11 protein-coding genes are annotated in these 12,302 nt (G+C 55.6%); 3 read left to right on the top strand and 8 right to left on the bottom strand.

Going from position 1 to position 12,302, the window contains the following annotated elements; translation table 11 throughout:
• Positions 1-199: 199 nt before the first annotated feature.
• Genes hemG through pepQ form a run of 4 tightly spaced genes read right to left on the bottom strand, consistent with a single transcriptional unit; the run spans position 200 to position 4,181 of the window.
• Positions 200-733 (bottom strand): menaquinone-dependent protoporphyrinogen IX dehydrogenase, encoded by a 534-nt coding sequence (gene hemG, locus MUU51_RS01390; RefSeq protein WP_159776775.1) that lies wholly within the window; start codon positions 731-733, stop codon positions 200-202.
• Positions 734-744: 11 nt separating this feature from the next.
• Entirely contained in the window at positions 745-2,196 is a 1,452-nt protein-coding gene (gene trkH, locus MUU51_RS01385; RefSeq protein ID WP_159776774.1) for a Trk system potassium transporter TrkH, read from the bottom strand.
• Positions 2,197-2,235: 39 nt separating this feature from the next.
• A complete protein-coding gene (locus tag MUU51_RS01380; RefSeq protein ID WP_258966939.1) occupies positions 2,236-2,850 on the bottom strand; it encodes an IMPACT family protein in 615 nt (204 codons plus the stop codon).
• Complete coding sequence (gene pepQ / locus MUU51_RS01375; protein WP_258966938.1) at positions 2,850-4,181, bottom strand: Xaa-Pro dipeptidase; 1,332 nt, start codon at positions 4,179-4,181, stop codon at positions 2,850-2,852. Before pepQ ends, MUU51_RS01380 begins: the two co-directional genes overlap by 1 nt.
• 189 nt (positions 4,182-4,370) lie before the next feature.
• Here pepQ and fadB point away from each other — a divergent pair, with 189 nt between their 5' ends.
• The gene (fadB, locus tag MUU51_RS01370) at positions 4,371-6,560 is read left to right on the top strand and encodes a fatty acid oxidation complex subunit alpha FadB (RefSeq protein ID WP_159776772.1); all 2,190 of its coding nucleotides are present in this window, start codon (positions 4,371-4,373) and stop codon (positions 6,558-6,560) included.
• A 9-nt stretch (positions 6,561-6,569) separates the two neighbouring features.
• Positions 6,570-7,733: an acetyl-CoA C-acyltransferase FadA gene (gene fadA / locus MUU51_RS01365; protein ID WP_159776771.1), complete on the top strand. Its 1,164-nt coding sequence runs from the start codon at positions 6,570-6,572 to the stop codon at positions 7,731-7,733.
• 70 nt (positions 7,734-7,803) lie between these two features.
• Here fadA and fre read toward each other — a convergent pair whose 3' ends face one another.
• Both fre and ubiD read right to left on the bottom strand, forming a co-directional pair.
• Complete coding sequence (fre, locus tag MUU51_RS01360; protein ID WP_258966937.1) at positions 7,804-8,505, bottom strand: NAD(P)H-flavin reductase; 702 nt, start codon at positions 8,503-8,505, stop codon at positions 7,804-7,806.
• A gap of 48 nt (positions 8,506-8,553) precedes the next feature.
• Complete coding sequence (gene ubiD, locus MUU51_RS01355) at positions 8,554-10,050, bottom strand: 4-hydroxy-3-polyprenylbenzoate decarboxylase (RefSeq protein WP_374684780.1); 1,497 nt, start codon at positions 10,048-10,050, stop codon at positions 8,554-8,556.
• A 160-nt stretch (positions 10,051-10,210) separates the two neighbouring features.
• Here ubiD and rfaH point away from each other — a divergent pair, with 160 nt between their 5' ends.
• Positions 10,211-10,699, top strand: a complete 489-nt coding sequence (gene rfaH, locus MUU51_RS01350; protein WP_110512086.1) for a transcription/translation regulatory transformer protein RfaH — start codon at positions 10,211-10,213, stop codon at positions 10,697-10,699.
• Positions 10,700-10,701: 2 nt separating this feature from the next.
• On the opposite strand, the gene tatD is transcribed toward rfaH, so the two are convergent.
• Together tatD and tatC are read right to left on the bottom strand one after the other, a co-directional pair.
• Complete coding sequence (tatD, locus tag MUU51_RS01345; protein WP_159776769.1) at positions 10,702-11,484, bottom strand: 3'-5' ssDNA/RNA exonuclease TatD; 783 nt, start codon at positions 11,482-11,484, stop codon at positions 10,702-10,704.
• 39 nt (positions 11,485-11,523) lie between these two features.
• Positions 11,524-12,300, bottom strand: a complete 777-nt coding sequence (gene tatC / locus MUU51_RS01340) for a Sec-independent protein translocase subunit TatC (RefSeq protein WP_159776768.1) — start codon at positions 12,298-12,300, stop codon at positions 11,524-11,526.
• Positions 12,301-12,302: the final 2 nt, after the last annotated feature.

Raw genomic sequence — 12,302 nt, 5'->3', positions numbered from 1 at the left:
TTCCTCATTCAGAGTCAAGCAATTATTTTCGCTTTTCTCTGTCAGGATTTCCTGAGAAACCCTTCTGACCCGGCGGCTAGCGTGCCGTTGTTCCGTGTCAGTGGAGGCGCATTATAGGGAGTTCTGACGAGACGGCAAGTATAAATTTGAAAAAAATTTCCGACTGCTCAAAATCCAGGCTTTGCGCCGTTTTTACGTTCTATTTGCGCACAAGTTGTGCGATTTCGTGGGCGAAATGGGCAACCTGCTGCCAATCGGTGTACACCACTTCTTTACTGGTATCCGTTTCTCCGCCCGTCATCTTCATAATCAGGCGGATCATTATGCGGTCATACCAGCTATAACGCGGATAACGCAACGCACCGGCGAAGACTGCGCTGAGGCCAGGCTGCCACGGCGAGTCCAACAAGAACTTGCGAGTATAGCTGTTGGTCTGCGGGGTACGCTTCTCTGGCTTACGCGCCACCAGGTTTACGGAATAGAACGCACTCGGCAGCTGCTTTAGTGCCTGCTGGTGCTTTTTCACAAAGCTATCCAGCGTCGAGTGGAAATGGCCGTAACGAATCGAGGCTCCAATCACCACCCCGTCATACTCTTCCCATGCAACAGTCTCTGCCCGGTGCAGGTTAACGACATCGACATCGAAAGCCTGCTCTTTCAGTTCAGAGGCTAATGACGCGGCAATCTCACGCGTTTGCCCATCCCGAGTAGAAAAGAGAATCAAAATTTTCACAAACGCTCCTGTTATTCGCGCCAGAAAGTCGGTGTGAACAACACCAACAGAGTAAAGACTTCCAGACGACCAAACAGCATGTTGGCGATCAGGATCCATTTCGCGACCGGATTCATACTGGCAAAGTTATCCGCCACCACGCCGAGGCCCGGACCGAGGTTATTCAGCGTCGCCACCACAGAAGCAAAAGCCGAGAAGTCATCCACGCCGGTCGCAATGATGGCCAACATGCTAACAATGAATACCAGCGCATAAGCGGAGAAGAACCCCCACACCGCTTCAAGAATACGTTCCGGTAGCGCACGGTTACCCAGCTTGATGCTGTAAACCGCATTAGGATGCACCAGACGTTTTAGCTCACGGTTCCCCTGCTTGAACAGCAGCAGGATACGGATAACCTTCAGACCACCACCGGTCGAACCCGCACAGCCGCCAATAAATGCAGAACAGAGCAGCAGCACAGGCAGGAAAAGTGGCCAGCGCGCAATGCTGTCCGTGGTGAAGCCCGCAGTGGTCGCCATCGATACCACCTGGAAAAAAGCCTGGTTGAGCGTCGTTAGCGCCGAGGTATACACATCGTGAAGCATCAACACCAGCGTACAGATGACCACCAGCGTCAACTGCACACCAATGAACATGCGGAATTCCGGGTCACGCCAGTACACCTTCAGATTGCGACCGCTTAATAAAGAGAAGTGCAGGCCGTAGTTACAGCCTGAGATAAGCAAGAAGATGGCAATAATGGTGTTGATGGTCGGGCTGTTGAAATAGCCAACGCTGGCGTCATGTGTTGAAAAGCCACCAATCGCAATTGTCGAGAAGCTGTGTCCGATGGCATCAAAGGCCGGCATTCCGGCGAACCAGAGCGCCAGCGCACAGGCCACCGTCAGTAATACATAAATGAGCCACAGGGTTTTCGCCGTTTCGGCAATGCGTGGCCGCATCTTATTGTCTTTCAGCGGCCCCGGCATTTCAGCCCGATAGAGCTGCATCCCACCAACGCCCAGAATTGGCAGGATAGCCACCGCGAGTACAATTATCCCCATCCCGCCAAACCACTGCAGCATCTGGCGATAAAAGAGGATGGCATGAGGAAGTGAATCCAGGCCCACCAGCGTGGTCGCGCCAGTCGTGGTCAGTCCGGAGAACGATTCAAAGAATGCATCCGTGATGGTCAGATTCGGCTGTTCCGAGAAGATAAACGGCAGCGCACCCACGCTACCCAGCACGGTCCAGAACAGCACCACAATCAAAAAGCCTTCGCGTGATTTCAGCTCACCCTTTTGCTTACGGTTTGGCCACCAGAGCATTGATCCAATGGCCAGCGCCACAAAAAAGGTCTGCGTGAATGCTCGCCCCGCCCCGTCCCGGTATATCAACGCCACCAGTCCTGGAACAATCATCGTTCCCGAAAAAAGTATGACCAGCAGTCCAACGATTCGGGTAATGGCACGAAAATGCATCTCTGCCGCTTCCTTTGATAAGCAAAAAGTAGACCGGGATTATTCGCCAATCCGGCGTAATTGCAACGCACCACGGCTAAAATCAGCCAGTCTTATCGAAAAGTTCGGCAGTTCAGCCTGCGGAAGCGCCACCCGAAGATGCACCACGGCTTGATAATCACTGTCGACGATTTTACCGGAGAATTGTGCCAACAGGCTTTCAACGCCCGACAGCTGTCCGTACTCACACTGCAAAGTATATTCGGTCAACGGCGTCTTGCGCTGCGTTGTCAGTTCAGCCAGCGCCTGATGCACACCACCGCCGTAGGCTTTCACCAGGCCACCCGTGCCCAGCAAGATCCCGCCGTAATAGCGAACCACCACGGCGGTGATTTCGCCCACGCCGCTGCCCATCAGCTGTGCGAGCATCGGCTTGCCCGCCGTGCCCGCCGGTTCACCGTCGTCGGAAAAACCGAGCTTTTGCGAATCGTCAGGCGCCCCGGCGACCCACGCCACGCAGTGGTGACGGGCATCCGGGTGTTCCGCTCTGACCGATTCGACAAACGCCTTCGCCGTTTCCACGCCATCGGTATGCGCGAGTAACGTAATGAAGCGGCTCTTTTTGATCTCGTCGACCACGCTTACCGGAGACGCCGGGATCAGCCAACTGTCCATCAGGCCAGCTTCAGATCTCGGGTCATGTTTTCGAGGCTGTTCTCGTGGATGACCACGTTATCTTCGATACGAACGCCCCCGAACGGCTTCATGGCCTCAATTTTCTGCCAGTTGAAGTGCTTGCTGTACTGCCCTTCACGCCACGGCGCCAGCAGCGATTCGATGAAATAGATGCCCGGCTCGATGGTCAATACCATGCGCGGCTGCAGAATACGGGTGCAGCGCAGGTATGGATATTTCGACGGCGCGGCAAGGTGCGTGCCTTTATCATCCTGCATAAAGCCGGCGACGTCATGAACCTGCAGACCCAGCGGGTGGCCGAGACCGTGCGGCATAAACGGCCCGGTCAGGTCATTTTCCACCATCGCCTCTTCGCTGATGTCGTTCACCAGCTGATGCTTACGCAGCAGCTTCGCGATGCGCTGATGGAACTGGATATGGTAGTCCACGTAGCTCACGCCCGCTTTCAGGGTATCGATCAGCGCCAGCTGTTCGGCGGTAACGTCTTTAATCAGCTGCGCAAATTCGGTATCTGGATTTCCGGCCCAGGTGCGGGTCAGGTCGGCGGCATAGCCGTTGTACTCAGCGCCTGCATCAAGCAGGAAGCTGCGCATTTCAGACGGCGCGCGGTGGTCCAGCTTGGTGTAGTGCAGCACCGACGCATGTTCATTCAGCGCCACAATATTGCTGTAAGGCACATCGGTATCACGATGACCGGTGGCGGTCAGGTACGCGAGGTTAATATCGAACTCGCTCATGCCGGACAGGAACGCTTCCTGCGCCGCCTGATGACCATTCACCGCCATTTTCTGCGCTTCGCGCATGCAGGAAAGTTCATAATCGGTTTTATAAGAACGGTAGTAGTGCAGGTAATCAATCACCCCTTTCGGGTTAATATTGTCAGCCTTGATATCAAGTCCCAGCGCACGTTCAGCCACCGGGCCAATGTAGGCGATGTTGCTACGCGCCGCTGGCAGCTGGCTGCCGATACCGTCGGCTTTTGGTAGCGCAATCACGTCTACATCTTCGGTCCAGAAAGAGGTTGGCAGCGGTTCAACGTTGTGCCAGTAATCCACCGGCAGATAGAACCACAGCTTCGGTTTATTGACGCCGTCCACCAGCAGCCAGCAGTTTGGCACCTGCGTGACAGGCACCCAGGCCTTAAACTGTGGGTTTACTTTGAACGGGTATGGATGATCGTCGAGGAAGACATTGAACAGTTCGCCGGAATGAATCAACAGCGCATCGAGCTTAAAGCGGTCCAGTACGTCGCGAGTGCGTTCCTGCAACGTAGCAATATGATTTTTATAGAGTGTGGCCAGTGATTCCATGTTTTACCCTTCTGTCTTTTTGACCCTAATTCCCCGCATCTTAGCACATCGGTTTCACCCTGCGCGATTTCTGCCAAGCGTGATCCAGACGTCATTTTCTTAAAGAGTAATTTGCATTTTATTAACATAAAATCCACACTCCGTTTCATCTGGTAAGACCAGTAACCGTACTGGATTCAGGAGACTGACATGCTCTACAAAGGCGACACCCTGTACCTCGACTGGCTGGAAAATGGCATTGCCGAACTGGTGTTCGATGCCCCCGGCTCGGTCAATAAGCTTGATACCGCAACCGTAGCCAGCCTCGGCCAGGCGCTGGACGTCCTCGAAAAACAGCCTGATCTCAAAGGCCTGCTGCTGCGCTCTGAAAAAGCCGCTTTTATTGTCGGCGCGGACATCACCGAATTCCTGTCACTGTTCCAGGTTCCGCAGGAACAGCTCAGCCAGTGGCTGACTTTCGCCAACAGCGTCTTTTGCCGTCTGGAAGATTTGCCGGTACCGACCCTTTCCGCGGTGAACGGTTACGCGCTGGGCGGCGGCTGCGAATGCGTCCTGGCGACCGACTATCGTCTGGCAACACCTGACCTGCGTATCGGCTTGCCAGAAACCAAACTCGGCATCATGCCGGGCTTCGGCGGTTCCGTTCGTTTGCCGCGTTTGCTCGGGGCCGATAGCGCCCTGGAAATTATTGCCGCCGGGAAAGATGTCGGCGCAGAAGAAGCGCTCAAGCTCGGTCTGGTTGATGGCATCGTGAAGCCAGAAAAACTGCGCGAAGGGGCAATTGCGATTCTGCGTCAGGCTATCAGTGGCGACTTAGACTGGAAAGCTAAACGCCAGCCGAAGCTCGACCCGCTGAAACTCAGTAAAATTGAAGCCACCATGAGCTTCACTATCGCCAAAGGCATGGTGATGCAAACGGCGGGCAAACACTATCCGGCACCGATCACCGCCGTCAAAACCATTGAAGCCGCGGCACGCTTAGGGCGTGATCAGGCGCTGGTGCTTGAAAATCAGAGCTTTGTACCACTCGCCCATTCGAATGAGGCCCGTGCGCTGGTCGGGATTTTCCTGAACGATCAGTTTGTAAAAGGTCAGGCGAAGAAACTGACCAAAAACGTCGATACTCCAAAACAGGCCGCCGTACTCGGCGCCGGGATCATGGGTGGCGGCATTGCTTACCAGTCCGCCTGGAAAGGCGTGCCGGTTATCATGAAGGATATCAATGACAAATCATTGACCCTCGGGATGAACGAAGCCGCCAAGCTGCTGAATAAACAGCTGGAGCGCGGAAAAATCAACGGTCTGAAACTGGCGAACGTGATTTCTACTATTCACCCGACGCTCGATTACGCCGGTTTTGAACGCGTCGACGTCGTGGTTGAAGCGGTCGTAGAAAACCCGAAAGTGAAAAAAGCGGTGCTGGCAGAAACCGAAGAGCACGTTCGGCCTGATGCGGTGCTGGCGTCAAACACCTCGACGATTCCTATCAGTGAACTGGCCAGCGTCCTGAAGCGTCCGCAAAACTTCTGCGGAATGCACTTCTTTAACCCGGTCCACCGTATGCCACTGGTTGAAGTTATCCGCGGCGAGCAAACGTCCGACGAGACGATTGCAAAAGTGGTCGCCTGGGCGAGCAAAATGGGCAAAACGCCTATCGTGGTCAACGACTGCCCAGGCTTCTTCGTGAACCGCGTACTGTTCCCTTACTTCGCCGGTTTCAGCCAGCTACTGCGTGACGGCGCCGACTTCCACAAAGTCGACAAAGTGATGGAAAAAATATTCGGCTGGCCAATGGGTCCGGCGTATCTGCTGGACGTGGTCGGTATTGATACCGCACATCACGCTCAGGCGGTGATGGCAGCCGGTTTCCCACAGCGTATGCAAAAAGATTACCGGGACGCCATTGATGCCCTGTTTGATGCCAGCCGCTACGGCCAGAAAAATGGCCTCGGTTTCTGGCGTTATAAAGAAGACAGCAAAGGTAAGCCGAAAAAAGAAGAAGACCCGGCGGTTGAAGCGCTGCTGGCAGACGTCAGTCAGGCGAAACGTGACTTCAGCGATGACGAGATTATCGCCCGCATGATGATCCCAATGGTCAATGAAGTGGTGCGCTGCCTTGAAGAAGGCATTATCGCAAGCCCGGCAGAAGCCGATATGGCACTGGTTTACGGCCTTGGCTTCCCTCCGTTCCACGGCGGTGCATTCCGCTGGCTGGATACACTCGGCAGTGCGAAGTACGTCGACATGGCGCAGCAGTATCAGCATCTCGGCCCACTATATGATGTGCCGGATGGTCTGCGCAGCAAAGCACGTCACAACGAAGCATATTATCCATCGGTTGAGCCTGCCCGTCCGGTGGGTGAGCTGAAAACGGCTTAAGGAGTCACAATGGAACAGGTTGTCATTGTCGATGCAATTCGCACCCCGATGGGTCGTTCAAAAGGCGGCGCATTCCGTAACGTGCGGGCGGAAGATCTCTCCGCCCATCTGATGCGTAGTCTGCTGGCCCGCAATCCGGCACTGGATCCTGCCGCGCTCGACGATATTTACTGGGGCTGTGTGCAGCAAACGCTGGAGCAGGGTTTCAACATTGCCCGCAACGCGTCGCTGCTGGCAGAAATTCCGCATAGCGTTCCGGCGGTCACTGTGAACCGTCTTTGCGGTTCATCCATGCAGGCGTTGCATGATGCAGCGCGCATGATCATGACCGGCGATGCGCAGGCATGCCTGGTCGGCGGCGTGGAACACATGGGCCACGTGCCAATGAGCCACGGCGTTGATTTCCATCCCGGGATGGGCCGCAGCGTAGCGAAAGCCGCAGGCATGATGGGTCTGACCGCAGAAATGCTGTCTCGCATTCATGGCATCAGCCGTGAAATGCAGGATGCGTTTGCCGCGCGTTCCCACGCTCGTGCCTGGGCAGCGACTCAGTCCGGTGCGTTTAAAAATGAAATCATCCCAACCGGCGGTCACGATGCCGATGGCGTGCTGAAGCAATTTACCTGGGACGAAGTGATCCGCCCGGAAACCACCGTTGAAGCGCTGGCCGCTCTGCGCCCGGCATTCGATCCGGTGACTGGCACGGTAACCGCGGGCACCTCCTCGGCGTTGTCCGATGGTGCCGCGGCAATGCTGGTCATGAGCGAAAGCCGCGCCCGCGAACTGGGGCTGAAAGCACGCGCCCGCGTCCGTTCAATGGCCGTTGTCGGCTGCGATCCGTCGATCATGGGTTATGGCCCGGTTCCGGCGTCTAAACTGGCGCTGAAAAAAGCCGGACTGTCGGCCAGCGATATCGACCTGTTTGAAATGAATGAAGCGTTCGCCGCGCAGATCCTGCCGTGCATTAAAGATCTGGGGCTGATGGAACAGATTGACGAGAAGATCAACCTCAACGGCGGCGCGATCGCCCTTGGTCACCCGTTAGGTTGTTCAGGCGCGCGCATCACCACCACCCTTTTGAACCTGATGGAACGCAAAGACGTCCAGTTTGGTCTGGCAACGATGTGTATCGGTCTGGGTCAGGGAATTGCGACGGTGATTGAGCGGGTCTGACAAACAAAAGCCGGGGCAATGCCCCGGCCTATAGCGTTGCCGTTTTTCCCGCCTGTCAGGGGCGGGTTTTTTAGATAAACGAAAACGCATCGCCGAAGAGGCGATCTTCACGGGCACCACGCTCATTACAGAACAGGTCACGGGCGATTTTCGCCATCTCGAAACGACCGGCAATGTAAATGTCATGCTCTACCAACGTGCCGTAATCCTGCAATACCGCCGTCAGAACGGTACCTGAACGACCACGCCAGCCCTCTTCCGGCTGCTCCACCACTGGCTCAACGCGCAGATTCGGGTGCGTCACTGTCAGCGCTTCCAGCTCGGACAAGTCATACAGATGCTTCTCTTCACGTCCGCCCCAGTAAATCGCGATGTCACGATTCGGGTTCTGCGCCAGCGCGGTCAGTAAAATAGAACGCACATAGGAGAAGCCGGTCCCACCGGCGATCAGCACCAGCGGACGCTGATCATCTTCGCGCAGCCACGCTTCACCATGAGGAATATCAACCACAACCTCACGCTCTTTGAGAATTCGGTCCATTACTGCCATCGCGTACAGATTCAGCTCGGACGCGCCGATATGCAGCTCAATACTGTTCTGCTCGGCAGGCGTAGACGCCATCGAGAACGGACGCTTATCACGCTCGTCCATTACCACCATCAGATACTGGCCCGCGCGGAAGGAAAAGGCCGCTTCCGGTTCTAAACGAACGCGGTATACCGTGTCGGTAATGGCATCTACCGAAGTGACTTTACAGCTTAAGGTTGTCATGCGCTCCCTCTGGGTCTGCATACTTTTTTTAATGTCTAACGGCGCGCGTCAGGCGCTTTTACCGTCATTAAAGATGGCCAACTCATCCCAAATAGCGTCAATTCGCGCCGTCACTTCAGGATCTTTTTTAATCGGACGTCCCCACTCGCGTTGGGTTTCACCGGGCCATTTGTTCGTGGCATCCAGCCCCATTTTCGAACCTAAACCGGAAACCGGTGAGGCGAAGTCCAGATAATCAATCGGCGTATTTTCGACCAGCACCGTATCACGGGCCGGGTCCATACGCGTGGTGATAGCCCAGATAACGTCGTTCCAGTCACGGGCGTTAACGTCGTCATCGCAGACAATCACAAATTTGGTGTACATAAACTGGCGCAGGAATGACCACACGCCCATCATCACGCGCTTGGCGTGTCCGGCATACTGTTTTTTCATCGTCACGACGGCCAGGCGATAAGAACACCCTTCCGGCGGCAGATAGAAGTCGACGATTTCCGGGAACTGCTTTTGCAAAATGGGCACGAACACTTCATTCAGCGCCACGCCCAGCACCGCCGGTTCATCTGGCGGACGGCCGGTGTAGGTCGAATGATAAATCGCATCTTCGCGCTGGGTCACGTGGGTTACGGTAAACACCGGGAAGCTGTCGACTTCATTGTAGTAACCGGTGTGATCGCCATACGGACCTTCTGGCGCCATTTCACCCGCCTCGATATACCCTTCCAGCACGATTTCCGCACTCGCCGGGACTTCAAGGTCGTTCGACAGGCACTTCACCACTTCGGTTTTGGTGCCGCGCAGCAGTCCTGCAAAAGCGTATTCAGATAGGGTATCCGGCACTGGCGTAACGGCGGCCAAAATCGTCGCCGGATCGGCACCGAGCGCCACGGAAACCGGGAAACGTTCACCCGGATGCGCCGCGCACCACTCCTGAAAATCCAGAGCGCCGCCGCGATGGGAAAGCCAGCGCATGATAAGTTTGTTTTTGCCGATCAGCTGCTGACGATAAATCCCGAGATTCTGCCGCTCTTTGTGCGGCCCGCGAGTCACGGTTAAACCCCAGGTGATCAGCGGCGCAGCATCTTCCGGCCAGCAGGTCATGACAGGAATTCGGTTTAAATCGACGTCATTGCCCTGGGTCACTTTTTGCTGGCAAGGCGCACCGCGCAGACGTTTGGTCGGCATGTTCAGCACTTGCTTAAACTGCGGCAGCTTGTCGTACAGATCGCGGAAGCCTTTTGGTGGCTCCGGCTCTTTCAGGAACGCCAGCAATTTCCCCACTTCACGCAATGCGGTCACGTCTTCCTGCCCCATGCCCATCGCCACGCGCTTAGGCGTACCGAACAGGTTGCACAGCACGGGCATATCGTGTCCCTTAGGATTTTCGAACAGCAACGCCGGGCCACCCGCACGCAAAGTGCGATCGGCAATCTCGGTCATTTCAAGGAAGGGATCGACCGGCAGGGAGATGCGTTTAAGCTCGCCCTGTTGTTCCAGCTGTGTCAAAAAGTCGCGCAAATCGTGGTATTTCATGGGGTCAGTCATGGCCTCTTTGTAAGCGCCTCATTATACGGCGTTCAGCCGCTGGATGCTGTAATTTTGTTAAATTAGCGTGAAGTTCTGGCCCACATAAGAGGCAACAATCCCTTTCGCTATCGCGCCTGGCTTTTGATATGCTTTCCTGAGAATGTCGAGAAGAGTCATTATGCAAGCCTGGTATTTACTGTACTGCAAACGTGGGCAACTTCAGCGTGCCCAGGAACATCTTGAACGCCAGGCGGTCAACTGCCTGATGCCCACTATTGCGTTGGAAAAAATCGTACGCGGGAAACGCACAACCGTGGATGAACCCCTGTTTCCAAACTACCTGTTCGTCGAGTTTGACCCGGAAGTCATTCACACCACAACCATTAACGCGACGCGCGGCGTCAGCCACTTCGTACGCTTTGGTGCGCAGCCCGCCATGGTGCCTTCCGATGTGATTCACCAGCTTTCCATTCACACGCCGGAAGGGATTACCGATCCGGACACGCCCTATTCGGGTGACGGCGTGGTGATAACCGAAGGGGCTTTCGAAGGGCTGGAAGCGATTTTCACCGAGCCCGACGGCGAAGCCCGTTCCATGCTGCTCCTCAACCTGCTGAACAAGCAAGTTTTACAGAGCGTGAAAAACACCGACTTCCGCAAAATCTGAATTCAAAACGCTATCCCAAACAGCGCTTTTACGTTGCGATCGGTGGCATCTGAAAGCGCCTGTGCATCTTCGCCACGCCAATGTGCGATGCGTTCCAGAATGTGAGGCAAATGCGCAGGTTCGTTGCGACGCGATGACGGCTTCGGCGACAAATCACGCGGCAGCAGCCACGGCGCGTCGGTTTCAACCAGTAAACGATCCCCCGGGATAAACGGCAAAAGCTCACGCAGCTCCAGCCCGCGACGTTCATCGCATACCCAGCCCGTAATGCCGATATATAGCCCGTGTGCGAGGCATTCATCAAGCTCTTCCCGAGTGCCAGTAAAACAGTGCAACACAGCCCCCGGCAGCTTATCGAGCCACGGTTTGAGCAAGGTGATAAAGCGTTCGTGGGCATCACGACAGTGCAGAAACACCGGCATATTCAGTTCAGCGGCCAGCGCCAGTTGCGCACTAAACGCGGTTTCCTGCTCCTGCGGCGTTGAGAAATTGCGGTTAAAATCGAGCCCGCATTCCCCCACCGCAACCACTTCCGGCTGCTGCGCCAGACGACGGATGGCATCGGCCACGTCCGCTGTCCAGTGGCTGCTATCGTGCGGATGAACGCCTGCAGTAGACCAGCAGCGCGCATAGCGTTGCGCCATCTGCTGTGCGGCTGTGCTTTCTTCCAGATTGGTGCCGGTAATCAGCATCCCGTGAAGGCCGGTGGAAAACGCGCGGGATACCACCTCATCACGATCGCGGGAAAACTGAGAACTGGTGAGGTTAACGCCAATATCAAACATGGTGACTCCCAAATAAGAACCGCCCTTTCGGGCGGCTGATTACTCTTCTTTCTCGGCAACGTCTTCTTCCGCTGCGGCATCCTCGTCACGCGACATTCGCTTACCCGTGTAGAAACGGGCGAAGAAGACCCCCACTTCGAACAGGCAGTACATCGGAATGGCGAGCAGCGTTTGCGAGAACACGTCCGGCGGCGTCAGCAGCATACCAATAACGAAAGCCGCGACCAGGACGTACGGACGCTTTTTGCGCAGGTCATCCGGCGTGGTAACGCCAACCCAGCACAACAGAACGATGGCCACCGGGACTTCAAACGACACGCCAAAGGCCATAAACAGCGCCATGACAAAATCGAGGTAGCTGCGAATATCCGTCGAGACCTGTACGCCGATCGGCGCAGTATGTGTCAGGAAGCCAAACGCCAGCGGGAACACCACAAAGTAGGCGAAGGCCATGCCGACATAAAACAGCAGCGTGCTGGACACCAGCAGCGGCACCACCAGACGACGCTCGTGTTTATAGAGCGCTGGGGCAACGAAAGCCCACACCTGATAGAGGATAACCGGCGCCGACAGAATCACCGAGACCATAAAGGTCAGCTTGATCGGCGTGAAGAATGGCGACGCCACATCGGTGGCAATCATTGTTGCACCGGCAGGCATTTGCTTGATCAGCGGCGAGGCCACCAGATGGTATATGTCGTTGGCGAAATAGACCAACGCCAGGAAAATCACGAATACCGCGATGATGCAGTTGATGAGGCGCTTACGCAGCTCAATCAAATGTGTGATCAGCGGTTGAGTCTGTTCTACGCCCATGT

It is taken from the genome of Scandinavium manionii (assembly GCF_024764775.1).
GTDB classification, from domain to species: Bacteria; Pseudomonadota; Gammaproteobacteria; order Enterobacterales; family Enterobacteriaceae; genus Scandinavium; species Scandinavium manionii.
This window is presented reverse-complemented; position numbering and strand designations above follow the sequence as displayed.